Source organism: Pseudomonas sp. NPDC012596, from assembly GCF_042902325.1.
Taxonomy (GTDB): domain Bacteria; phylum Pseudomonadota; class Gammaproteobacteria; order Pseudomonadales; family Pseudomonadaceae; genus Aquipseudomonas.
Genome location: NZ_JBIBEB010000021.1, coordinates 58,553 through 81,873 on the forward strand (window position 1 = coordinate 58,553; position 23,321 = coordinate 81,873).

21 protein-coding genes and 2 tRNA genes are annotated in these 23,321 nt (G+C 60.7%); 21 read left to right on the forward strand and 2 right to left on the reverse strand.

Annotated elements, in window-relative coordinates:
- The first annotated feature begins 13 nt into the window (after window positions 1-13).
- The 5 genes from dapB to ACFY68_RS22325 all read left to right on the forward strand — a co-directional run bounded on the left by dapB (window position 14) and on the right by ACFY68_RS22325 (window position 6,512).
- Window positions 14-817: a 4-hydroxy-tetrahydrodipicolinate reductase gene (dapB, locus tag ACFY68_RS22305; protein ID WP_346615323.1), complete on the forward strand. Its 804-nt coding sequence runs from the start codon at window positions 14-16 to the stop codon at window positions 815-817.
- A 324-nt stretch (window positions 818-1,141) separates the two neighbouring features.
- Complete coding sequence (carA, locus tag ACFY68_RS22310) at window positions 1,142-2,278, forward strand: glutamine-hydrolyzing carbamoyl-phosphate synthase small subunit (protein ID WP_241803855.1); 1,137 nt, start codon at window positions 1,142-1,144, stop codon at window positions 2,276-2,278.
- Window positions 2,279-2,384: 106 nt separating this feature from the next.
- Window positions 2,385-5,606, forward strand: a complete 3,222-nt coding sequence (carB, locus tag ACFY68_RS22315; RefSeq protein ID WP_387531828.1) for a carbamoyl-phosphate synthase large subunit — start codon at window positions 2,385-2,387, stop codon at window positions 5,604-5,606.
- On the forward strand, window positions 5,603-6,085 hold the full coding sequence (gene greA / locus ACFY68_RS22320) for a transcription elongation factor GreA (RefSeq protein WP_346615326.1): 483 nt from the start codon (window positions 5,603-5,605) through the stop codon (window positions 6,083-6,085). The genes carB and greA overlap by 4 nt, the downstream gene beginning before the upstream one ends.
- Window positions 6,063-6,512 (forward strand): MFS transporter, encoded by a 450-nt coding sequence (locus ACFY68_RS22325; protein WP_346615327.1) that lies wholly within the window; start codon window positions 6,063-6,065, stop codon window positions 6,510-6,512. Before greA ends, ACFY68_RS22325 begins: the two co-directional genes overlap by 23 nt.
- Window positions 6,513-6,524: 12 nt before the next feature.
- Here ACFY68_RS22325 and ACFY68_RS22330 read toward each other — a convergent pair whose 3' ends face one another.
- Window positions 6,525-6,833: a YhbY family RNA-binding protein gene (locus ACFY68_RS22330; protein ID WP_387531832.1), complete on the reverse strand. Its 309-nt coding sequence runs from the start codon at window positions 6,831-6,833 to the stop codon at window positions 6,525-6,527.
- Between the two features lie 102 nt (window positions 6,834-6,935).
- On the opposite strand from ACFY68_RS22330, the gene rlmE reads away from it, so the two are divergent.
- From rlmE to ACFY68_RS22410, 16 genes are all read left to right on the forward strand, one after another.
- Window positions 6,936-7,562 (forward strand): 23S rRNA (uridine(2552)-2'-O)-methyltransferase RlmE, encoded by a 627-nt coding sequence (gene rlmE / locus ACFY68_RS22335; RefSeq protein WP_258703328.1) that lies wholly within the window; start codon window positions 6,936-6,938, stop codon window positions 7,560-7,562.
- A gap of 203 nt (window positions 7,563-7,765) precedes the next feature.
- The gene (ftsH, locus tag ACFY68_RS22340; RefSeq protein WP_346615328.1) at window positions 7,766-9,670 is read left to right on the forward strand and encodes an ATP-dependent zinc metalloprotease FtsH; all 1,905 of its coding nucleotides are present in this window, start codon (window positions 7,766-7,768) and stop codon (window positions 9,668-9,670) included.
- Between the two features lie 8 nt (window positions 9,671-9,678).
- Window positions 9,679-10,530, forward strand: coding sequence for a dihydropteroate synthase (gene folP / locus ACFY68_RS22345; RefSeq protein ID WP_346615329.1), 852 nt, complete (start codon window positions 9,679-9,681; stop codon window positions 10,528-10,530).
- A 16-nt stretch (window positions 10,531-10,546) separates the two neighbouring features.
- Window positions 10,547-11,887 (forward strand): phosphoglucosamine mutase, encoded by a 1,341-nt coding sequence (gene glmM, locus ACFY68_RS22350; RefSeq protein ID WP_387531837.1) that lies wholly within the window; start codon window positions 10,547-10,549, stop codon window positions 11,885-11,887.
- Between the two features lie 66 nt (window positions 11,888-11,953).
- Window positions 11,954-12,709, forward strand: coding sequence for a triose-phosphate isomerase (gene tpiA, locus ACFY68_RS22355; protein WP_387531840.1), 756 nt, complete (start codon window positions 11,954-11,956; stop codon window positions 12,707-12,709).
- Window positions 12,710-12,713: 4 nt separating this feature from the next.
- On the forward strand, window positions 12,714-13,106 hold the full coding sequence (gene secG, locus ACFY68_RS22360) for a preprotein translocase subunit SecG (protein WP_387531843.1): 393 nt from the start codon (window positions 12,714-12,716) through the stop codon (window positions 13,104-13,106).
- 21 nt (window positions 13,107-13,127) lie between these two features.
- Window positions 13,128-13,213: transfer RNA gene (locus ACFY68_RS22365), tRNA-Leu, on the forward strand.
- A 99-nt stretch (window positions 13,214-13,312) separates the two neighbouring features.
- A tRNA-Met gene (locus tag ACFY68_RS22370) sits at window positions 13,313-13,389 on the forward strand.
- 130 nt (window positions 13,390-13,519) lie between these two features.
- Window positions 13,520-13,978, forward strand: coding sequence for a ribosome maturation factor RimP (gene rimP / locus ACFY68_RS22375; RefSeq protein WP_033702568.1), 459 nt, complete (start codon window positions 13,520-13,522; stop codon window positions 13,976-13,978).
- A 59-nt stretch (window positions 13,979-14,037) separates the two neighbouring features.
- Window positions 14,038-15,519, forward strand: coding sequence for a transcription termination factor NusA (gene nusA / locus ACFY68_RS22380; RefSeq protein ID WP_346615333.1), 1,482 nt, complete (start codon window positions 14,038-14,040; stop codon window positions 15,517-15,519).
- Window positions 15,520-15,546: 27 nt separating this feature from the next.
- Window positions 15,547-18,072: a translation initiation factor IF-2 gene (infB, locus tag ACFY68_RS22385; RefSeq protein ID WP_346615334.1), complete on the forward strand. Its 2,526-nt coding sequence runs from the start codon at window positions 15,547-15,549 to the stop codon at window positions 18,070-18,072.
- 116 nt (window positions 18,073-18,188) lie between these two features.
- Window positions 18,189-18,587 carry a 30S ribosome-binding factor RbfA gene (rbfA, locus tag ACFY68_RS22390; RefSeq protein ID WP_346615335.1) on the forward strand — a complete coding sequence of 133 codons (399 nt, stop codon included), beginning with the start codon at window positions 18,189-18,191 and terminating at the stop codon, window positions 18,585-18,587.
- Window positions 18,588-18,590: 3 nt separating this feature from the next.
- Window positions 18,591-19,508, forward strand: coding sequence for a tRNA pseudouridine(55) synthase TruB (gene truB, locus ACFY68_RS22395; RefSeq protein WP_387531847.1), 918 nt, complete (start codon window positions 18,591-18,593; stop codon window positions 19,506-19,508).
- 147 nt (window positions 19,509-19,655) lie between these two features.
- On the forward strand, window positions 19,656-19,925 hold the full coding sequence (gene rpsO / locus ACFY68_RS22400) for a 30S ribosomal protein S15 (protein WP_016489163.1): 270 nt from the start codon (window positions 19,656-19,658) through the stop codon (window positions 19,923-19,925).
- A gap of 249 nt (window positions 19,926-20,174) precedes the next feature.
- Complete coding sequence (pnp, locus tag ACFY68_RS22405) at window positions 20,175-22,280, forward strand: polyribonucleotide nucleotidyltransferase (RefSeq protein WP_346615337.1); 2,106 nt, start codon at window positions 20,175-20,177, stop codon at window positions 22,278-22,280.
- A gap of 264 nt (window positions 22,281-22,544) precedes the next feature.
- Window positions 22,545-22,895, forward strand: coding sequence for a BON domain-containing protein (locus tag ACFY68_RS22410; RefSeq protein WP_346615338.1), 351 nt, complete (start codon window positions 22,545-22,547; stop codon window positions 22,893-22,895).
- Between the two features lie 77 nt (window positions 22,896-22,972).
- On the opposite strand, the gene ACFY68_RS22415 is transcribed toward ACFY68_RS22410, so the two are convergent.
- A complete protein-coding gene (locus ACFY68_RS22415) occupies window positions 22,973-23,275 on the reverse strand; it encodes a putative quinol monooxygenase (protein ID WP_387531852.1) in 303 nt (100 codons plus the stop codon).
- Window positions 23,276-23,321: the final 46 nt, after the last annotated feature.

Below are 23,321 nucleotides of genomic sequence, written 5' to 3' on the forward strand. Positions count from 1 at the left end.
CAAGGAAATAGCTATGCGACGTATTGCAGTGATGGGCGCGGCGGGGCGGATGGGCAAGACCCTGATCGAAGCTGTGCAGCAAACCCCGGGTGCCGGGCTGACCGCGGCGATCGACCGCCCCGACAGCTCGCTGGTGGGGGCTGATGCCGGCGAGCTGGCGGCCCTGGGCCGCATCGGCGTGCTGCTGTCGGATGACCTGGCCAAGGTGGCCGACGATTTCGACGTGCTGATCGACTTCACTCACCCTTCGGTGACCCTGAAAAACCTGGCGTTCTGCCGCAAGCACGGCAAGGCGATGATCATCGGCACCACCGGGTTCAGCGTCGAAGAGAAGCAGCTGCTGGCCGAGGCGGGCAAGGATATCCCGATCGTCTTCGCTGCCAACTTCAGCGTCGGCGTGAACCTCAGCCTCAAGTTGCTGGACATGGCGGCGCGCGTGCTGGGCGATGAAGTCGACATCGAGATCATCGAGGCGCACCACCGGCACAAGGTCGATGCCCCGTCGGGTACTGCACTGCGCATGGGTGAAGTGGTTGCCAATGCGTTGGGCCGTGACCTGCAGGAAGTGGCGGTGTATGGCCGTGAAGGCCAGACCGGCGCGCGTGATCGCAAGACCATCGGCTTCGCCACTGTGCGTGCCGGCGATGTGGTGGGTGATCACACCGTGCTGTTCGCCGCTGAAGGCGAGCGGCTGGAAATCACGCACAAGGCGTCCAGCCGCATGACCTTCGCCAAGGGCGCGGTGCGTGCAGCGCTGTGGCTGGATGGGCGTGAGGCTGGCTTGTATGACATGCAGGATGTGCTGGAGCTGCGCTAACACTTGCAGCGATTGTTATGGCCCTATCGCCGGCAAGCCGGCTCCCACAGGGGCGTGCAAACCTTCGGGTGGGTGCAGGACATGTGGGAGCCGGCTTGCCGGCGATGGGGTGCAAGGCACCCCCTGTCGCAATCATGTGTTTTAGAGGCACATATACGGTAGACCCAAAACGCACTTTTCTGTAAGCTACAGCTTTAGTGTGTCCACTAAAAGCGCGCAGCGAATTGAATTCAGCACATGAAAGCGGGGTGACGTGTCCATACGTCACTCCGCTTTTTTGCAACCTGCGATCGCCCTTTCATGCTTGATTTACGGGAGGTCTTCTTGACAAAGCCAGCCATACTCGCCCTTGCCGACGGCAGTATTTTTCGCGGTGAAGCCATTGGTGCCGACGGTCAAACCGTTGGTGAGGTGGTATTCAACACCGCTATGACCGGCTACCAGGAAATCCTTACAGACCCTTCCTACGCGCAGCAAATCGTTACCCTGACCTATCCGCATATCGGCAACACCGGCACCACGCCGGAAGACGCCGAATCGAACCGTGTCTGGTCCGCTGGCCTGGTCATCCGTGACCTGCCGCTGCTGGCCAGCAACTGGCGTAACACCCAGTCGCTGCCTGACTACCTGAAGGCCAACAATGTCGTCGCCATCGCTGGCATCGACACCCGCCGCCTGACCCGTATCCTGCGTGAAAAGGGCGCCCAGAACGGCTGCATCCTCGCCGGTGACAACATCAGCGAAGAAGCCGCCATCGCCGCTGCCCGTGCCTTCCCAGGCCTGAAGGGCATGGACCTGGCCAAGGTCGTTTCCACCAAAGAGCGCTACGAGTGGCGCTCCAGCGTGTGGGAGCTGAAAACCGATAGCCACCCGACCCTCGAGGCTTCCGAGCTGCCCTACCACGTGGTCGCCTTCGACTACGGCGTCAAGCTGAACATCCTGCGCATGCTGGTCGCCCGTGGCTGCCGCGTGACCGTGGTGCCTGCCCAAACCCCGGCCAGCGAAGTGCTCGCGCTCAACCCCGATGGCGTGTTCCTGTCCAACGGCCCGGGTGACCCCGAGCCATGCGACTACGCCATCCAGGCAATCAAAGAGATCCTCGAAACCGAGATCCCGGTGTTCGGTATCTGCCTCGGCCACCAGCTGCTGGCCCTGGCCTCCGGCGCCAAGACCGTCAAGATGGGCCACGGCCACCACGGCGCCAACCACCCTGTCCAGGACCTGGACACCGGCGTGGTCATGATCACCAGCCAGAACCACGGCTTCGCCGTCGACGAAGCCACCCTGCCGGGCAATGTCCGCGCCATCCACAAGTCGCTGTTCGACGGTACCCTGCAGGGCATCGAGCGCACCGACAAGAGCGCGTTCAGCTTCCAGGGCCACCCTGAAGCGAGCCCAGGCCCGACCGACGTCGCGCCACTGTTCGATCGTTTCACCGATGCCATGGCCAAGCGCCGCTGAGCATCCTGCATCAAGGCCCCGGGCCGGCTTGCGCCGCGCCCGGAAGCGCCTGACCCAGATTGTTCAAGACGGCTTGCCGACTGACCCGCGGATTTGAGTGACAACCATGCCAAAACGTACAGACATCAAAAGCATCCTGATTCTCGGCGCTGGCCCGATCGTGATCGGCCAGGCCTGCGAATTCGACTACTCCGGCGCCCAGGCTTGCAAAGCCCTGCGCGAGGAAGGTTTCCGCGTCATCCTGGTGAACTCCAACCCGGCCACCATCATGACCGACCCGGCCATGGCCGACGCCACCTACATCGAGCCGATCAAGTGGCAGTCGGTGGCCAAGATCATCGAGAAAGAGCGCCCAGACGCCGTGCTGCCTACCATGGGTGGCCAGACCGCACTGAACTGCGCCCTGGACCTGGAGCGCCATGGCGTTCTGGAGAAGTTCGGCGTAGAGATGATCGGTGCCAACGCCGACACCATCGACAAGGCTGAAGACCGTTCGCGCTTCGACAAGGCGATGAAGGACATCGGCCTGGAGTGCCCGCGCTCCGGTATCGCCCACAGCATGGAAGAGGCCAACGCGGTCCTCGAGAAGCTTGGCTTCCCGTGCATCATTCGCCCGTCGTTCACCATGGGCGGCACCGGTGGCGGTATTGCTTACAACCGTGAAGAATTCGAAGAAATCTGCACCCGCGGTCTGGACCTGTCGCCGACCAAAGAGCTGCTGATCGACGAATCGCTGATCGGCTGGAAAGAGTACGAGATGGAAGTGGTCCGCGACAAAAAGGACAACTGCATCATCGTCTGCTCGATCGAAAACTTCGACCCGATGGGCGTGCACACCGGCGACTCGATCACCGTTGCCCCGGCGCAGACCCTGACCGACAAGGAATACCAGATCATGCGCAACGCCTCGCTGGCGGTGCTGCGTGAAATCGGTGTTGAAACCGGCGGTTCCAATGTGCAGTTCGGTATCTGCCCGGACACCGGCCGCATGGTCGTCATCGAGATGAACCCGCGTGTATCGCGTTCGTCCGCCCTGGCTTCCAAGGCTACCGGCTTCCCGATCGCCAAGATCGCCGCCAAGCTGGCCATTGGTTACACCCTGGACGAGCTGCAGAACGACATCACCGGCGGCCGCACCCCGGCGTCCTTCGAGCCGTCGATCGACTACGTCGTCACCAAGCTGCCGCGCTTTGCCTTCGAGAAATTCCCGAAAGCCGACGCCCGCCTGACCACCCAGATGAAGTCTGTGGGTGAAGTCATGGCCATCGGCCGTACCTTCCAGGAGTCCCTGCAGAAAGCCCTGCGCGGCCTGGAAGTCGGCGCCTGCGGTCTGGACCCGAAAGTCGACCTGGCCAGCCCTGATGCCGCCGGCATCCTCAAGCGCGAACTGACCGTGCCGGGTGCCGAGCGTATCTGGTACGTGGCCGACGCCATGCGTTCGGGCATGACCTGCGAAGAAATCTTCGCCCTGACCGGCATCGACATGTGGTTCCTGGTGCAGATGGAAGATCTGATCAAGGAAGAAGAGAAGGTCAAGACCCTGGCCCTGTCGGCCATCGACAAGGACTACATGCTGCGCCTCAAGCGCAAGGGCTTCTCGGACCAGCGCCTGGCCAAACTGCTCGGCATCACCGACAAGAACCTGCGCCGTCACCGTCACAAGCTGGAAGTGTTCCCGGTCTACAAGCGCGTCGACACCTGCGCCGCCGAGTTCGCCACCGACACCGCCTACCTGTATTCGACCTACGAGGAAGAGTGCGAGGCCAACCCGTCGACCCGCGACAAGATCATGATCCTGGGTGGTGGCCCTAACCGTATCGGCCAAGGCATCGAGTTCGACTACTGCTGCGTACACGCGGCCCTGGCGCTGCGTGAAGACGGTTACGAGACCATCATGGTCAACTGCAACCCGGAGACCGTCTCCACCGACTACGACACGTCCGACCGTCTCTACTTCGAGCCGCTGACCCTGGAAGACGTGCTGGAAGTCTGCCGCGTCGAGAAGCCGAAGGGCGTCATCGTCCACTACGGCGGCCAGACCCCGCTGAAACTGGCTCGCGCGCTGGAAGAAGCCGGCGTACCGATCATCGGTACCAGCCCGGACGCCATCGACCGTGCCGAAGACCGTGAGCGCTTCCAGCAGATGGTTCAGCGCCTGAACCTGCTGCAGCCACCAAACGCGACCGTGCGCAGCGAAGACGAGGCCATCCGTGCCGCTGGCAGCATCGGTTACCCGCTGGTGGTGCGCCCGTCCTACGTACTGGGCGGCCGCGCGATGGAAATCGTCTACGAACTGGACGAGCTCAAGCGCTACCTGCGTGAAGCCGTACAGGTGTCCAATGACAGCCCGGTATTGCTCGACCACTTCCTCAACTGCGCCATCGAGATGGACGTTGATGCGGTCTGCGACGGTACCGACGTGGTCATCGGCGCAATCATGCAGCACATCGAACAGGCCGGCGTTCACTCCGGTGACTCGGCTTGCTCGCTGCCGCCTTACTCGCTGAGTAAGGAAGTGCAGGACGAAGTCCGTGTACAGGTGTCGAAAATGGCCCTGGAGCTGGGCGTTGTCGGCCTGATGAACGTGCAGCTGGCCTTGCAGGGCGACAAGATCTACGTGATCGAAGTCAACCCGCGCGCCTCGCGTACCGTACCGTTCGTTTCCAAGTGCATCGGCACTTCCCTGGCGATGATCGCTGCCCGCGTCATGGCTGGCAAAACCCTGAAAGAACTGGGCTTCACCAAGGAAATCATCCCGAACTTCTACAGCGTCAAGGAAGCCGTCTTCCCGTTCGCCAAGTTCCCAGGGGTTGACCCGATCCTCGGCCCTGAGATGAAATCGACCGGTGAAGTCATGGGTGTCGGTGACAGCTTCGGTGAAGCGTTCGCCAAGGCCCAGATGGGTGCCAGCGAAGTGCTGCCGACCGGCGGTACCGCGTTCATCAGCGTGCGTGACGACGACAAGCCACAAGTGGCTGGCGTTGCCCGTGACCTGATCGCCCTGGGCTTCGAAGTGGTTGCTACTGCAGGTACCGCCAAGGTTATCGAAGCGGCCGGCCTGAAAGTGCGCCGCGTGAACAAAGTGACCGAAGGGCGTCCGCACGTGGTAGACATGATCAAGAACGACGAAGTGTCGCTGATCATCAACACCACCGAAGGCCGCCAGTCGATTGCCGATTCCTACTCGATTCGTCGCAATGCGCTGCAGCACAAGATCTACTGCACCACGACCATTGCGGCAGGTGAAGCCATCTGCGAAGCGCTGAAATTCGGCCCTGAAAAGACCGTTCGTCGCTTGCAGGATCTGCATGCAGGACTTGAAGCATGAGCATTACCAAATACCCGATGACCGTCCAGGGCGCTCGCGCCCTGGAAGAGGAGCACCTGTTCCTGAGCAAGACCGAGCGCCCACGCCTGAGCCAGGCGATTGGTGAAGCGCGCGAACTGGGTGACCTCAAGGAAAACGCCGAATACCATGCCGCCCGTGAAGAGCAGGGCATGGTCGAGGCACGTATCCGTGATATCGAAGGCCGCCTGCAGAACTCGGTGGTGATCGATGTGACCACCATCCCCCATACCGGCAAGGTCATCTTCGGCACCACCGTGGAGCTGGCCAACACCGAAACCGACGAGCGTGTGAAGTACCAGATCGTTGGTGAGGACGAGGCCAATATCAAGCTCGGCAAACTGTCGGCCAGCGCGCCGATTGCCCGTGCCATCATCGGCAAGGAAGAGGGCGACGTCGTCGTCATCAAGACGCCAAGCGGCACGGTCGAGTACGAGATTGTCGAAGTCCAGCACATCTGACAGGCGCCTTCGGGCGCCATCCCTCGAGGGCATCCTCTGGCAGCTGGCCCAGGTGTTCTGGGTCGGAGGCCTGTGGGTGTTCCACGTGGGGTTGGTGCCGGCGCTCAAGGTCAGTGGCCTGGCACCGTTGCTGGTGCAGGACATTGCCGGGCAGATCGACCGCTGGTTGATTGGCGTGGCGTTGTTAGGGTTGCTGACCCAATTGGCCGTGCTGGCGAGGGTGGATGGCCTGGCAGCCTGGTGGCGGCAATTTCGTGGCCAGATGCTGCTGCTGGGGTTTGCAGCCTGTGTGGGGTATTACACCTTGCGCTACGGCATTTCGGTCGGCGAGCGCTGGCAGATGTTCTGTTTCCTGGTGCTGGGTTTTTCCGGCATCGTGCTGGTGGCCCAGCCGGTACCGGTCAGGGCGCGCAAGGCGCGCCACTGATCGGCGCCACCGTTACTTGAAACGGTGGATGTTGGACAGCTGCTTGTTGGCCTGCGGGTTCTTGCGGTAGATCAGCGCTTTCTTGCCGATGGTCTGCACCAGCTCGGCGCGGCCCACCTTGCACAGCTCGGCAATGGCGGCGGCACGTTCTTCACGATCTTCGGAGCGAATCTCGACCTTGATCAGCTCATGATCGGCGAGCGCACGCTCCAATTCGGCGGCTACGCCTTCGTTCACACCGTTGCCAGCAACGATCAGGACCGGCTTCAGGTCATGACCAATGGACTTGTATTGCTTCTTCTGCTCGTTATTGAGCGGCATAATCTGACCCTTTCCGTCTGATTCTGTAAAATTGACAGGCATTTTACCCGAGGGCCCCTGGCTCCGCCCAGTCAATCACGACGCATATCATCGAGGTGCCCCGTGGTACAACGTTCCAAAAGCAGCGCCAACTGGCTGCGAGAGCATTTTAACGACCCTTTCGTCAAGCAAGCGCAGAAGGATGGCTACCGCTCGCGCGCGAGCTACAAACTGCTGGAGATTCAGGAGAAAGACCGCCTGATCCGTCCTGGCATGAGCGTCATCGACCTGGGCGCAGCCCCGGGCGGCTGGTCGCAGGTGACCAGTCGTCTGATTGGTGGCCAAGGCCGCCTGATCGCTTCCGACATTCTGGAAATGGACTCGATCCCTGACGTTACCTTCATTCAGGGCGACTTCACCCAGGACGAAGTGCTGCAACAGATCCTCGACGCCGTCGGTGATTCGCACGTAGACCTTGTGATTTCCGACATGGCCCCCAATATGAGTGGTACGCCCGAGGTGGACATGCCGCGTGCCATGTTCCTGTGCGAACTGGCATTGGACCTGGCAACCCGCGTACTCAAGCCGGGTGGTGACTTCCTCATCAAGATTTTCCAGGGCGAAGGCTTCGACATGTACCTGAAGGATGTGCGCACCAAGTTCGACAAGGTGCAGATGCGCAAGCCGTCCTCATCGCGAGATCGCTCGCGTGAGCAGTACCTGCTGGGCAAAGGTTTCAAAGGCGTGTGAAAGGCGTGCCACGGGGTGGCCGATAGTTATTTCCAATCGGCTACCCCGTCAGGATCGTCCGAACTTCGTGTAGTCTAGGTTTCACAAAGGGTTACAGACGGTGCCTGCGGATGCGTAGGTAATGTAGTAAGTTAGGGCGATGAATATCATGCGAGGCACGGCTGCGTCGTGCGCCGGCCTCAGAGGGTAGCGAATTGAACGACATGGCAAAGAATCTGATCCTGTGGTTGATCATCGCAGCTGTCCTGGTGACAGTGATGAACAACTTCTCCAGCCCTAACGAGCCGCAGACCCTCAACTACTCCGACTTCATCCAGCAGGTCAAGGATGGCAAGGTCGAGCGTGTGACCGTCGACGGCTACATCATTACCGGCAAGCGCGCCGACGGCGACAGCTTCAAAACAGTTCGCCCGGCCATTACCGACAACGGCCTGATCGGCGACCTGGTCGACAACCATGTGGTCGTCGAAGGCAAGCAGCCCGAGCAGCAGAGCATCTGGACTCAACTGCTGGTGGCGAGCTTCCCGATCCTGGTGATCATCGCCGTGTTCATGTTCTTCATGCGCCAGATGCAAGGTGGCGCAGGCGGCAAGGGCGGGCCGATGAGCTTCGGCAAGAGCAAGGCGCGCCTGCTGTCCGAAGACCAGGTGAAAACCACCCTGGCCGACGTTGCAGGTTGTGACGAAGCCAAGGAAGAGGTTGGCGAGCTGGTCGAATTCCTGCGTGACCCGGGCAAGTTCCAGCGCCTGGGTGGCCGCATCCCGCGTGGCGTGCTGATGGTCGGCCCGCCTGGTACCGGTAAGACCTTGCTGGCCAAGGCCATCGCTGGTGAAGCCAAGGTACCGTTCTTCACCATTTCCGGTTCGGACTTCGTCGAGATGTTCGTCGGCGTCGGCGCCAGCCGTGTGCGCGACATGTTCGAGCAGGCCAAGAAGCACGCGCCGTGCATCATCTTCATCGACGAGATCGACGCCGTGGGTCGCCACCGTGGCGCCGGCATGGGCGGCGGTCACGACGAGCGTGAGCAGACCCTCAACCAGTTGCTGGTAGAGATGGACGGCTTCGAAATGAACGATGGCATCATCGTCATCGCCGCCACCAACCGTCCGGACGTACTGGACCCTGCGCTGCTGCGCCCAGGCCGCTTCGACCGCCAGGTGGTGGTTGGCCTGCCGGACATCCGCGGCCGTGAGCAGATCCTCAAGGTGCACATGCGCAAAGTGCCGATTGGCGACAACGTCAACCCGGCGGTCATTGCCCGTGGTACCCCTGGCTTCTCCGGTGCCGACCTGGCCAACCTGGTCAACGAGGCTTCGCTGTTCGCTGCGCGTTCCAACAAGCGCCTGGTCGAAATGAAAGAGTTCGAGCTGGCCAAGGACAAGATCATGATGGGCGCCGAGCGCAAGACCATGGTCATGTCCGAGAAAGAAAAGAAAAACACCGCTTACCACGAAGCTGGCCACGCCATCGTCGGTCGCCTGGTGCCTGAGCACGACCCGGTGTACAAGGTGTCGATCATCCCGCGCGGTCGCGCGCTGGGCGTGACCATGTTCCTGCCCGAGGAAGACCGCTACAGCCTGTCCAAGCGCGCCCTGATCAGCCAGATCTGCTCGCTGTACGGTGGCCGTATCGCCGAAGAAATGACCTTGGGCTTCGACGGTGTCACCACGGGTGCGTCCAACGACATCATGCGCGCCAGCCAGCTCGCCCGGAATATGGTCACCAAGTGGGGCCTGTCGGAAAAACTCGGCCCGCTGATGTATGCCGAAGAAGAGGGTGAGGTGTTCCTCGGCCGCAGTGCTGGCAGCCAGCACGCCAGCGTGTCCGGCGAGACCGCCAAGCTGATCGACTCCGAGGTGCGCAGCATCATCGACCAGTGCTACGCCACCGCCAAGCAGCTGCTGATCGACAACCGCGACAAGCTCGAAGCGATGACCGAAGCGCTGATGAAGTACGAGACCATCGATGCCGATCAGATCGACGACATCATGGCTGGTCGTACGCCACGCGAACCGCGTGACTGGGATGACGACAAGAATTCGGGCACCCCGACTGCCCAGAATGATCGTCCAGAATCGCCGATTGGCGGCCCAGCGGCTCAACTCTAAGGGCACCTATGAGCTCGAAGCTGTACCCGACCCGGTTGCCTTGCGGCAACCGGGTTCTTGATTTGTCCCGTACCCATGTCATGGGTATTCTCAATATCACCCCCGACTCCTTTTCCGATGGTGGTCGCTTCAGCCAGCGCGATGAGGCGTTGCGCCATGCCGAGGCCATGGTCGCGGCCGGTGCGACACTGATCGACATTGGTGGCGAGTCGACTCGCCCCGGTGCGCGTGCAGTGTCGGTAACCGAGGAGCTCGAGCGGGTAGCGCCGATGGTCGAGGCCATCAACGCCCGCCTCGACGTGGTCATCTCGGTCGATACCTCTACGCCTGCGGTCATTCGCGAGTCGGCCCGGCTGGGTGCCGGCCTTATCAACGATGTGCGTGCGCTGGAGCGCGATGGCGCGCTGGACGCGGCAGCGGCTACCGGTTTGCCGGTGTGCCTGATGCACATGCGCGGCGAGCCGGGGAACATGCAGGATGACCCGCATTACGAGGATGTGACCGCCGACGTAACGCGGTATCTTGAGCAACGGATGGCCGCTTGCGCAGCAGCGGGCATCGGTGCGGATCGCATCATTCTCGACCCGGGCTTCGGGTTCGCCAAGACCCTGGCGCACAACCTTAGCCTGTTCAAACACATGGAAGCGCTCTATCGCCTGGGGCGCCCGCTGCTGGTGGGCGTTTCACGCAAGAGCATGATCGGCCTGACGCTGGATCGTCCGGTCGGTGAGCGGCTGTATGGCAGCCTGGCGCTGGCGGCGTTGGCCATGACCAAGGGGGCCAGTATTCTGCGCGTCCATGATGTGGCCGAAACTGCCGATGTAGTGCGCATGATCGCTGCGGTACAGAACGCCGAATAAGAACATTGGAGTCCCTATGAGCAGAAAATACTTTGGTACCGACGGCATCCGTGGCCGCGTCGGCGAATATCCGATCACCCCTGACTTCATGCTGAAGCTGGGTTGGGCGGCGGGCATGGCCTTCCGCAAGCAGGGCAATTGCCGCGTGCTGGTGGGCAAGGACACGCGTATCTCCGGGTACATGTTCGAGTCGGCGCTCGAGGCCGGCCTGTCCGCGGCGGGTGCCGACGTGATGCTGCTCGGGCCGATGCCAACCCCGGCCATTGCCTACCTCACGCGCACCTTCCATGCCGAGGCAGGTATCGTCATCAGTGCCTCGCACAACCCGCACGATGACAACGGCATCAAGTTCTTCTCGGGCCAGGGCACCAAGCTGCCGGACGAAGTCGAGCTGATGATCGAAGAGCTGCTTGACCAGCCCATGACGGTGGTCGAGTCGAGCAAGCTGGGCAAAGTGTCGCGCATCAATGACGCTGCCGGCCGCTACATCGAATTCTGCAAGAGCAGCGTCCCTACCAGCACCAGCTTCGATGGCCTCAAGCTGGTGGTCGACTGCGCCCATGGCGCCACCTACAAGGTCGCGCCGAGCGTGTTCCGCGAGCTGGGTGCCGATGTAACCGTACTGCATGCGCAGCCTGATGGCCTGAACATCAACGAGGGTTGCGGTTCAACCCATATCGAATCGCTGCAGGCGGCGGTACTGGTCGGTCACGCCGACCTGGGCATCGCCTTCGATGGCGATGGCGACCGCGTGCTGATGGTCGACCATACCGGTGCCATCGTCGACGGCGACGAGTTGTTGTTCATCATCGCCCGTGACCTTCACGAGCGGGGCAAGTTGCAGGGCGGTGTGGTGGGTACGCTGATGAGCAACCTGGGCCTGGAGCTTGCGCTCAAGGACCTGCATATTCCGTTCGTGCGGGCCAAGGTAGGCGATCGCTACGTCATGGCCGAGCTGCTCGAGCGCAACTGGCTGGTGGGTGGCGAAAACTCCGGGCACGTCGTGTGCTGCAACCACACCACCACCGGTGATGCGATCATTGCCGCCCTGCAGGTGCTGCTGGCCCTGAGGCGCCGCGGTGAGACCCTGGCACAGGCCCGTCAGGCCCTGCGCAAGTGCCCGCAGGTGCTGATCAACGTGCGCTTCGGCGCAAGCAAGGTCGACCCGCTGGAGCACCCTGCGGTGCAGGAGGCCAGTGCCAAGGCTACCGAGGACATGGCGGGGCGGGGGCGTGTGCTGTTGCGCAAGTCCGGCACCGAGCCGCTGGTCCGGGTGATGGTCGAAGGTGACGACGAAAGCCAGGTGCGTACGCACGCCGAAGCCCTGGCCAAGCTGGTTGCTGAAGTTTGTATCTGAATTGGGCTTGCCAGCGCAGATCGGGTTGGGTAAGATCTGCGCCCACTTTGACCGACGAGGTAAAGCATGCGTCGCCCTATGGTAGCTGGTAACTGGAAGATGCACGGTAACCGCGCCAGCGTCGCTGAGCTGACTCAAGGCTTGGGCAAAATGCTCATTCCCGAAGGTGTCGAAGTTGCGGTGTTCCCACCGGCCCTGTTCATCAATGAAGTCATTGATGGGCTGAAAGGCACAGGGGTCGCCGTTGGAGCCCAGAATTCTGCAGTAATGCCCGAACAGGGTGCGCTGACCGGTGAAATTGCACCGAGTCAGTTGGCTGAAGTGGGCTGCAAGTTGGTGTTGATTGGCCACTCCGAGCGTCGCCAGATTATCGGCGAAAGTGAAGAAGTGCTGAATGACAAGTTTGCAGCCGCTCAGAAAAGTGGTTTGACGCCAGTGCTCTGTATAGGGGAAACTCTCGCAGAGCGCGAAGCAGGCAAGACGCTAGAAGTTGTAGAGCGTCAACTAAGCAGTGTTATCGACGCGTTCGGTATTGCCGCTTTTGCCAATGCAGTCATTGCCTATGAGCCTGTATGGGCCATCGGTACAGGTTTGACGGCCTCGCCGCAGCAGGCTCAGGATGTGCACGCCGCCATCCGCAAGCAGTTGGCAGCGAAGGACGCCGAAGTTGCAGAAAATGTGCAGCTTCTCTACGGCGGTAGCGTGAAGGCGGCCAATGCGGCCGAACTGTTCGGCATGCCGGATATTGATGGGGGGCTCATTGGTGGAGCATCCCTGAACGCAGACGAATTCGGTGCAATTTGTCGCGCCGCAGGAAACTGAACAAATGCTGGAAACAGTCATCGTTGTTTTTCATCTGTTGGCAGCGCTGTCGCTTGTAGTGCTGGTTCTGTTGCAACAGGGTAAAGGTGCGGAAGCAGGTGCATCTTTCGGCGCAGGTGCTTCAAATACTGTGTTCGGAAGCCAAGGTTCTGCTACCTTCCTGAGTAAATTTACTGCTATACTTGCTGCCACTTTCTTTCTGACAGCACTTGGGTTAGGATACTTCGCCAAGCAACAAGCTCACCAGTTGAGCGAGGCGGGACTTCCAGATCCAGCGGTGTTGGAAGTGCAAAAGCCAAAGCCGGCAGTAAATGATGATGTACCGGTGCTCCAGGAGCAGAAGAGCGAAACCACCAACACTGGTGATGTACCTCCTCCAACCGAAGAGCAGAAGTAACGGGTTTCAAGAAGTAGTATTGCCGAGGTGGTGGAATTGGTAGACACGCAACCTTGAGGTGGTTGTGCCCATAGGGTGTAGGGGTTCGAGTCCCCTTCTCGGTACCAATTGAAGCAAGAGAGCCCGCTTTATGCGGGCTTTCTTGTAGGTGGAGGTCGGATTGACCCAGCAACGGGTTCGGTCTTATACTTTCGCCCCAGCTTTGTCGCGGGGTGGAGCAGCTTGGTAGCTCGTCGGGCTCATAACCCGAAGGTCGTTGGTTCAAATCCAGCCCCCGCAACCAGCTTCAGCGGAGCCCCTTTTCAGGGGCTTTTTGCTAGCCGAACAGTTATCGGCGTCGTTGTCCAACGGCGCTTTCAGGGATGGGCGCTTCGCCCATTTTTCATTTGCACAGCATGCACGAGGGGGTTCAGGTGTCGAGCAAGCTAGAACAGTTGCAGGCCTTGTTGGCCCCGGTGGTCACGGGGCTGGGCTTCGAATGCTGGGGGATTGAATTCGTCTCCCAAGGCAAGCATTCGGTACTACGTGTCTACATCGACAAGGAAGGCGGGATTCTGGTGGACGACTGCGCTGAAGTCAGCCGTCAGGTCAGCAGCGTTCTCGATGTGGAAGATCCGATCAGCTCTGAATATACCCTAGAGGTTTCTTCTCCTGGCATGGAACGCCCGCTGTTCACGCTCGAACAGTTTGCCTCGCATGCCGGCGAACAAGTGAAGATCAAGCTGCGCTCACCCTTCGAGGGTCGTCGTAACTTCCAGGGCCTTCTCCGCGGTGTGGAGGAGCAGGATGTGGTGGTCCAGGTGGACGATCAAGAGTTTCTGTTGCCGATCGACTCGATCGACAAGGCCAATATTATTCCCAGTTTTGACTGAGACGTGCCGGGCCCGGCGGACTATCCGGGCCCAATGGCTTGCGCAAGGCGAGGCGTACGATGAGCAAAGAAGTACTGCTGGTTGTTGAATCGGTATCCAACGAAAAAGGTGTACCGCCCGGCGTCATTTTCGAAGCGCTGGAAGTGGCCCTGGCTACTGCAACCAAAAAACGTTTTGAAGACGAAGTCGATCTGCGTGTGGAAATCAACCGCCACACCGGTAGCTACGAGACCTTCCGTCGCTGGACAGTTGTCGACGAAGCCGATCTGGACGATCCGGCGATCGAGACCTGGCTGGCCAAGATTCACGAGACCCACCCTGAAGCCAAGGTAGGTGACGTGATCGAAGAGAAGATCGAGTCCATCGAATTCGGTCGTATCGCCGCCCAGACCGCCAAGCAGGTCATCGTGCAGAAGGTCCGCGAGGCCGAGCGAGCCCAGGTGGTTGACGCTTACCGCGAACGCGTTGGCGAGATCATCTCGGGTACCGTCAAAAAGGTCACTCGCGACAACGTCATCGTCGACCTGGGCAACAACGCCGAGGCGCTGCTGGCCCGCGAAGACATCATTCCACGTGAGACCTTCCGTGTTGGCGTGCGCTTGCGTGCGCTGCTCAAGGAAATCCGCACCGAGAACCGCGGCCCGCAGCTGATCCTGTCGCGTACCGCGCCACAGATGCTGATCGAGCTGTTCCGCATCGAAGTGCCGGAAATCGCTGAAGGCCTCATCGAAGTCATGGCCGCCTCCCGTGATCCGGGGTCGCGTGCCAAGATCGCCGTCCGCTCCAAGGACAAGCGTATCGATCCGCAAGGTGCCTGTATCGGCATGCGTGGTTCGCGCGTCCAGGCCGTATCCGGAGAGTTGGGTGGTGAGCGTGTGGATATCGTCCTGTGGGACGATAACCCGGCGCAATTTGTCATCAACGCCATGTCGCCGGCCGAAGTCGCGGCGATCATCGTTGATGAAGATGCCCATGCAATGGACATCGCCGTTGCCGAGGACAACCTGGCCCAGGCCATTGGCCGTGGTGGTCAGAACGTTCGCCTTGCCAGTCAGCTGACTGGCTGGACCCTGAACGTGATGACCGAGAAGGACATCCAGGCCAAGCAGCAGGCAGAAACCGGTGACATCCTGCGCAATTTCATCGATGAACTGGAAGTCGACGAGGAGCTGGCCCAAGTGCTGGTCGACGAAGGCTTTACCAGCCTCGAAGAAATTGCCTACGTACCGTTGGAAGAAATGCTCAACATCGATGGCTTTGACGAAGATATCGTCAATGAGCTCCGCGCTCGAGCCAAGGACCGTTTGTTGACCAAGGCCATCGCTACCGAAGAAAAACTGGCAGACGCCCATCCGGCCGAAGACCTGCTCTCCCTTGAGGGCATGGACAAGGACCTGGCGGCGGAACTGGCGGTGCGCGGCGTGGTTAACCGCGAAGACCTGGCCGAGCAGTCGATTGACGACCTGCTCGACATCGACGGCATCGACGAAGAGCGTGCCGGCAAGTTGATCATGGCCGCCCGAGCCCACTGGTTCGAGTAATTAGGCGCGGCCTGAGGAGAGAAGTGCATGACGCAAGTCACGGTGAAAGAACTGGCCCAAGAGGTCGAGGCACCGGTAGAGCGCCTGCTGCAGCAGATGCGTGAGGCAGGTCTGCCGCACACCGACGCCGGTCAGGTAGTGACCGACAATGAGAAGCAGACTCTGCTGACTCATTTGAAAAGCAGCCACAAAAGCAAGGCGGAAGAGCCGCGCAAGATTACCTTGCAGCGCAAGACCACCAGCACGCTGCGTGTCGCCGGTAGCAAAAGCATCAGCGTAGAAGTACGCAAGAAGAAAGTATTCGTTCAGCGCAGCCCGGAAGAGATCCAGGCTGAGCAGAAGCGTGAGCAGGACGAGCGCCGTGCGGCTGAAAATGCCGCTCGCGACAAGGTCGAGGCCGATGTTCGCCAGCGCAACGAAGAGCAGGCTCGTCGCCAGTCGACCGAAACTGCCGCCGCTGCGCCTGCGCCAGCTGCCAAGGCTGAGCCGGCACCTGCTGCTCCGGCTCCGGTAGTTGCCGACGCACCAGCGTCCGAAGACGCCGCTGCGCGTGCCGCCGAGCGCAAGAAGGACGAGACCCGTCGCAACGAAAGCCGCACTCGCGATGACGACCGTCGTCGTGGCGAGGCGCCGCGCGTGTCGATCAAGGTCAAGGTCAAGGAGAAAGAAAAAGCTCCGACGCCGCGTGCCGCGCCGCGCACTACCGACGAAGAGAGCGATGGCGCTCGTCGTGGTCGTGGTGGCAAGGGCAAGCTGAAGAAGCGCAATGCGCACGGCTTCCAGAACCCGACCGGCCCCGTCATCCGTGACGTGACCATCGGCGAGACCATCACCGTGTCCGAGCTGGCCAACCAGATGTCCGTCAAGGGCGCTGAAGTGGTCAAGTTCATGTTCAAGATGGGTACTCCGGTCACCATCAACCAGGTGCTCGACCAGGAAACCGCTCAGCTGATCGCAGAAGAGCTGGGCCACAAGGTCACTCTGGTCAGCGATAGCGCCCTGGAAGATTCCCTGGCCGAATCGCTGAAGTTCGAAGGCCAAGTCGAATCGCGCGCCCCGGTCGTTACCGTCATGGGTCACGTTGACCATGGCAAGACCTCGCTGCTCGACTACATCCGTCGTGCCAAGGTTGCCGCTGGCGAAGCCGGTGGTATTACCCAGCACATCGGTGCCTACCACGTGGAAACCGACCGCGGCATGGTCACCTTCCTCGATACCCCGGGCCACGCTGCGTTCACCCAGATGCGTGCTCGTGGTGCCAAGGCGACCGACATCGTCATCCTGGTGGTGGCGGCGGACGACGGCGTGATGCCGCAGACCCGTGAAGCTGTTCAGCATGCCAAGGCAGCTGGCGTTCCACTGGTGGTTGCGGTGAACAAGATCGACAAGCCGGGTGCCGACCTCGATCGCATTCGTAACGAGCTGTCCGTCGAAGGCGTGACCTCCGAGGAATGGGGTGGTGACACGCCGTTCGTCAAGGTTTCGGCGAAGATGGGTACCGGCGTCGACGAACTGCTCGAAGCCGTCCTGCTGCAGGCTGAAGTGCTCGAGCTGACGGCTACCCCGACCGCTCCTGGTCGTGGTGTCGTCGTCGAATCGCGCCTGGACAAGGGTCGCGGCCCTGTGGCGACCATCCTGGTTCAGGACGGTACGCTGCGTCAGGGCGACATGGTCCTGTGCGGCTCCAACTATGGCCGTGTACGTGCCATGCTCGACGAGAACGGCAAGCCTGTGAAGGAAGCCGGCCCGTCGATCCCGGTCGAGATCCTCGGCCTGGATGGCACCCCGGAAGCCGGTGACGAGCTGTCCGTAGTTGCCGACGAGAAGAAAGCCCGCGAAGTTGCGCTGTTCCGTCAGGGCAAATACCGTGAGGTCAAGCTGGCCCGTGCTCACGCCGGCAAGCTGGAAAACATCTTCGAGACCATGGGTCAGGAAGAGAAGAAGACGCTCAACATCGTCCTCAAGACCGACGTACGCGGTTCCCTGGAAGCGTTGAACGGCTCGCTCGGCGGCCTGGGCAACGACGAAGTTCAGGTTCGTGTCATCGGTGGCGGCGTCGGTGGTATCACCGAGAGCGATGCCAACCTTGCGCTGGCGTCCAACGCGGTGCTGTTCGGCTTCAACGTGCGTGCCGATGCCGGCGCGCGCAAGATCGTCGAGCAGGAAGGTCTGGATATGCGTTACTACAACGTGATCTACGACATCATCGAAGACGTCAAGAAGGCCCTGACCGGCATGCTCGGCAGCGATGTTCGCGAGAACATCCTGGGTGTCGCCGAAGTGCGTGACGTGTTCCGTTCGCCGAAGTTCGGCGCCATCGCTGGCTGTATGGTCATCGAGGGTACTGTGCACCGCAACCGTCCGATCCGCGTACTGCGCGACGACGTTGTGATCTTCGAAGGCGAGCTGGAATCGCTGCGTCGCTTCAAGGACGACGCTGCAGAAGTACGTTCGGGCATGGAGTGCGGTATTGGCGTCAAGAGCTACAACGACGTCAAGGTCGGCGACAAGATCGAAGTCTTCGAGAAAGTCCAGGTTGCTCGTACCCTCTAAGGGCGAGCAGGGTGCCAGCCCCCGCCCCAGGGCGGTGGGCAGCGCCTCAGTAGGTAGCGCCCGGTCAGGCTTCAGCCTGACCGGGCGTTTGCCGCTTTAAGATACAGGTAGCAAGAATGGCCAAAGAATATAGCCGTACCCAACGTATCGGTGATCAGATGCAGCGCGAGCTGGCAGAACTGATCCGCCGTGAAGTCAAGGATCCACGCGTCGGTCTGGTGACCATCACCGCCGTGGACGTCAGCCGCGACCTGGGCCATGCCAAGGTGTTCATCACCGTCATGGGCGAAGAAACCCCGGACGCCGTGAAGCAGTCGCTGAAGGCGCTGAACAGCGCAGCCAGCTTCCTGCGCCTGCACCTGGGCCGCTCGATGCAACTGCGCAGCGTGCCGCAGCTGCACTTCCACTTCGATGAAAGCGTCAGCCGTGGTGTTCACCTGTCGGCGCTGATCGAACGTGCTGTGGCCGAAGACCGCCAGCACAAGGATACCGACGAGCAGGACACCAAGGAGTAAGCGGTGGCCCAGGTCAAACGTATCCGCCGCAACGTCAGCGGCATCATCCTGCTCGACAAGCCACTGGGGTTCACCTCCAACGCGGCGCTGCAGAAGGTCCGCTGGTTGCTCAATGCGGAAAAGGCCGGCCACACCGGCAGCCTCGACCCGCTGGCAACGGGCGTCCTGCCGCTGTGCTTCGGTGAGGCGACCAAGTTTTCGCAGTACCTGCTCGATTCCGACAAGGGCTACGAAACCGTCATGCAGCTGGGGCAGACTACCAACACTGCCGACGCTGAAGGCGAGGTTCTGCAGACCCGCGAGGTGACCGTTGGTCGTGCCGATATCGAGGCCTTGCTGCCTCGTTTTCGCGGCCCGATCAGCCAGATACCGCCTATGTACTCGGCGCTCAAGCGCGATGGCCAGCCGCTGTACAAACTGGCACGTGCAGGAGAGGTAGTGGAGCGCGATGCGCGTTCTGTTACTATTAACCGCTTGGAGTTGCTCGAGTGCGAAGGCACCCGTGCACGGCTGAGCGTAGGATGCAGCAAAGGCACCTATATCCGTACCCTGGTAGAGGATATTGGCGAGGCTCTTGGCTGTGGCGCCTATGTTGCCGAGCTGCGCAGGACCCACGCCGGGCCCTTCGAGCTGGCCCAGACCGTGACCCTCGAGGAACTCGAACAGGCCCACGCCGAAGGTGGCAACGAAGCGCTCGATCGCTTCCTGATGCCTTCCGACAGTGGCTTGCAGGACTGGCCGTTGTTGAGCCTTTCCGAACACAGCGCCTTCTACTGGCTGCATGGCCAGGCAGTACGCGCGCCGGACGCGCCGCAGTTCGGCATGGTCCGGGTACAGGATCACAATGGTCGCTTCATCGGTATCGGTGAAGTGAGCGAAGACGGGCGCATTGCGCCGCGTCGACTGATTCGGTCGGAATGACCGGAACCACGGGTCAAGGCTTTGGCTGAGACCTGCGGATACAAGGGTGGCTGTCAGTAGGCACGGTCACACCTTTTTTATTAATACAGGGAGCAGTCCCTGGCCTATTGGAACCCGTTCGCGGGGTCCGTTATCAGGAGAAGCCAAATGGCCCTCAGCGTTGAAGAAAAAGCTCAAATCGTTACCGACTACCAGCAAGCTGCTGGCGACACTGGTAGCCCGGAAGTTCAGGTTGCTCTGCTGACCGCGAACATCAACAAGCTGCAAGGCCACTTCAAGGCCAACGGTAAAGACCACCACTCGCGTCGTGGCCTGATCCGTATGGTTAACCAGCGTCGTAAGCTGCTGGACTACCTGAAGGGCAAAGACACCACTCGTTACAGCGCCCTGATCGGTCGCCTGGGCCTGCGTCGCTAATAGCGGCCTGGTCAGTGGTGTGCATGGCGTGTTGCATGCTTCGGGGGCGCTGCCTTGCAGCGTTCCTGTCGGACACGCCACGCGTATCTCCGAGGTTGGCAGCCTGGCAATGTTGAGCGGATTACCCGCTCGGCGCCAGGCTCCCAGCCTCGTGTTGTATCTGGACGGTCAACGGGGCCGATTCCCTGTTCTGCCCAAGAATTCGCAAGAAACCAGTTCCCCCAGAGCCACTGAAAAAGGTAGGAAACCGTGAACCCGGTAATCAAGAAATTCCAGTTCGGTCAATCGACCGTTACTCTCGAGACGGGCCGCATTGCCCGCCAGGCAACCGGCGCCGTGCTGGTTACCGTCGACAACGACGTCACTGTGCTGGTGACCGTGGTCGGTGCCAAGCAGGCCGATCCAGGCAAGGGCTTCTTCCCGCTGTCGGTCCACTATCAGGAAAAGACCTACGCCGCCGGTAAGATCCCGGGTGGCTTCTTCAAGCGTGAAGGCCGTCCTTCCGAGAAAGAGACCCTGACCTCGCGCCTGATCGACCGTCCGATCCGTCCGCTGTTCCCTGAAGGCTTCATGAACGAAGTCCAGGTCGTCTGCACCGTGGTGTCCACCAGCAAGAAGACCGATCCGGACATCGCTGCGATGATCGGTACCTCGGCAGCCCTGGCCATCTCCGGCATTCCGTTCGAAGGCCCAATTGGCGCTGCGCGCGTTGCCTTCCACGAAAGCACCGGCTACCTGCTGAACCCAACTTACGAGCAACTGGCTGCCTCGAGCCTGGACATGGTGGTTGCTGGTACCTCCGACGCCGTGCTGATGGTTGAATCGGAAGCCCAAGAGCTGACCGAAGACCAGATGCTGGGCGCCGTACTGTTCGCCCACGACGAATTCCAGGCCGTTATCCAGGCTGTGAAAGAGCTGGCCGCCGAAGCTGCCAAGCCTACCTGGGACTGGAAACCAGCCGTTGCCAACACCGAACTGTTCAACGCCATCCGCGCCGAATTCGGCGAGGGCGTTTCGCAGGGCTACACCATCACCGTCAAGGCCGACCGCTATGCGCGCCTGGGCGAGCTGCGCGATCAGGCGATCGCCAAGTTCTCCGGTGAAGAAGGCCAGCCATCGGCTGCCGAGGTCAAAGAAATCTTTGGCGAAATCGAATACCGCACCGTTCGCGAAAACATCGTCAACGGCAAGCCACGTATCGACGGCCGTGACACCAAGACCGTTCGCCCGCTGAACATCGAAGTCGGCGTCCTGCCGAAGACTCACGGTTCGGCACTGTTCACCCGTGGCGAAACCCAGGCCCTGGTTGTCGCGACTCTGGGTACTGCCCGTGACGCCCAGCTGCTGGACACCCTGGAAGGCGAGAAGAAAGACCCCTTCATGCTGCACTACAACTTCCCACCGTTCTCGGTGGGCGAGTGTGGCCGCATGGGCGGTGCTGGCCGTCGTGAAATCGGCCACGGCCGTCTGGCCCGCCGTTCGGTTCAGGCCATGCTGCCTGCTGCGGACGTGTTCCCGTACACCATCCGTGTAGTGTCGGAAATCACCGAGTCCAACGGTTCCAGCTCCATGGCTTCGGTCTGCGGCGCTTCCCTGGCCCTGATGGACGCTGGTGTGCCGATGAAGGCACCGGTAGCCGGTATCGCCATGGGCCTGGTCAAGGAAGGCGAGAAGTTCGCCGTTCTGACTGACATCCTGGGTGACGAAGACCACCTGGGCGACATGGACTTCAAGGTTGCCGGTACCGCCAAAGGCGTAACCGCGCTGCAGATGGACATCAAGATCAACGGCATCACCGAAGAGATCATGGAAATCGCCCTGGGCCAAGCCCTGGAAGCGCGCCTGAACATCCTCGGCCAGATGAACCAGATCATCGGTCAATCGCGTACCGAGCTGTCGGCCAACGCTCCGACCATGATCGCGATGAAGATCGACACCGACAAGATCCGTGACGTCATTGGTAAAGGCGGCGCCACCATCCGCGCGATCTGCGAAGAGACCAAGGCTTCGATCGACATCGAAGACGACGGTTCGATCAAGATCTTCGGCGAAACCAAAGAAGCGGCAGAGGCAGCTCGCCAGCGCGTTCTGGGTATCACCGCCGAGGCCGAGATCGGCAAGATCTACGTGGGCAAGGTCGAGCGTATCGTCGACTTCGGCGCCTTCGTCAATATCCTGCCTGGCAAGGATGGCCTGGTGCACATCTCCATGCTCAGCGATGCGCGTGTAGAGAAGGTCACCGACATTCTGAAAGAAGGCCAGGAAGTCGAAGTGCTGGTACTGGACGTGGACAACCGCGGCCGTATCAAGCTGTCGATCAAGGACGTAGCCGCGGCCAAGGCCTCGGGCGTTTAAGCGACGCACACGCAGCAATAAAAAGGGCCCTTCGGGGCCCTTTTTTGTTGCCCAGGCGGAACCATTTGTGGACTTGCATCTTGCACGCAGATTTATGCCGCAGGTTGCAAATTGCACGACAGGCGATTTACCAGGTTGCGCCTAACTCATTGATTTATAAGGGAACAAGCGAAGCGGAAAACCTGGCACAGGCCGTGCAACTACCTTCATACCTGCCGCCAGGACTAACGGCGCAGACCTTTCGAATAAACAGGAGTGACCCACATGAAGAAGTTCGCCATTGCTGCCGCTACTGCTACCGCTCTGACCCTGACCATGGCTAATGCGGCCTTCGCACAGCAGTCCACCCAGGCCCCAATGACGCTCGCGGCAGGTGAGATGACCCAAGCCAAGGAAGCTACTTCCGATACCTGGATCACCACCAAGGTCAAATCCGACCTGCTGACCGAGAAGGGCATTCCGGGCTCTGACATCAAGGTAGAGACCAACAAAGGTGTGGTATCGCTGTCGTCGACCACCGCTGTGACCGAATCGCAGAAAGAGATGGCTGTAGCCATCACCAAGAAAATCAAAGGCGTGAAAGCCGTTTCGGCTGATGGCCTGAAAGCAGAATAAGGATTGTCCCGTAGGCCAAACGGAGTTGGCCACTTCTACACAAAGCCCCGGCCCAGGCCGGGGCTTTTCATTGGGGCTCAGAACACCGGATTGCGGGCAATAACGTCGCTTTCGAAGTATTCCTGATCGGCGATCAGCGGTTCCACCAGCGGGCGGCTGTCGCGAAAATGCGCTGTGCGGGTATGCGCCTCGTAGGCCTCGTCATCCTGGTAGATCTCATAGAGGTAGATCACCTCAGGATCTGCGCGGTCCTGGGAGACATCGAACACCAGGCAGCCCGGCTCGGTAGCGACGGAAGCGGCGGCATTGACCTGGATGGCGCTGAGGAATTGTTCGGCGCAACCCGGTTTGACGCGCGTTTTGATGAACAGACTGTACACAAGGCTTTCCTTTTGTTTTACATTCGTTAACGAATTGTATACAAAA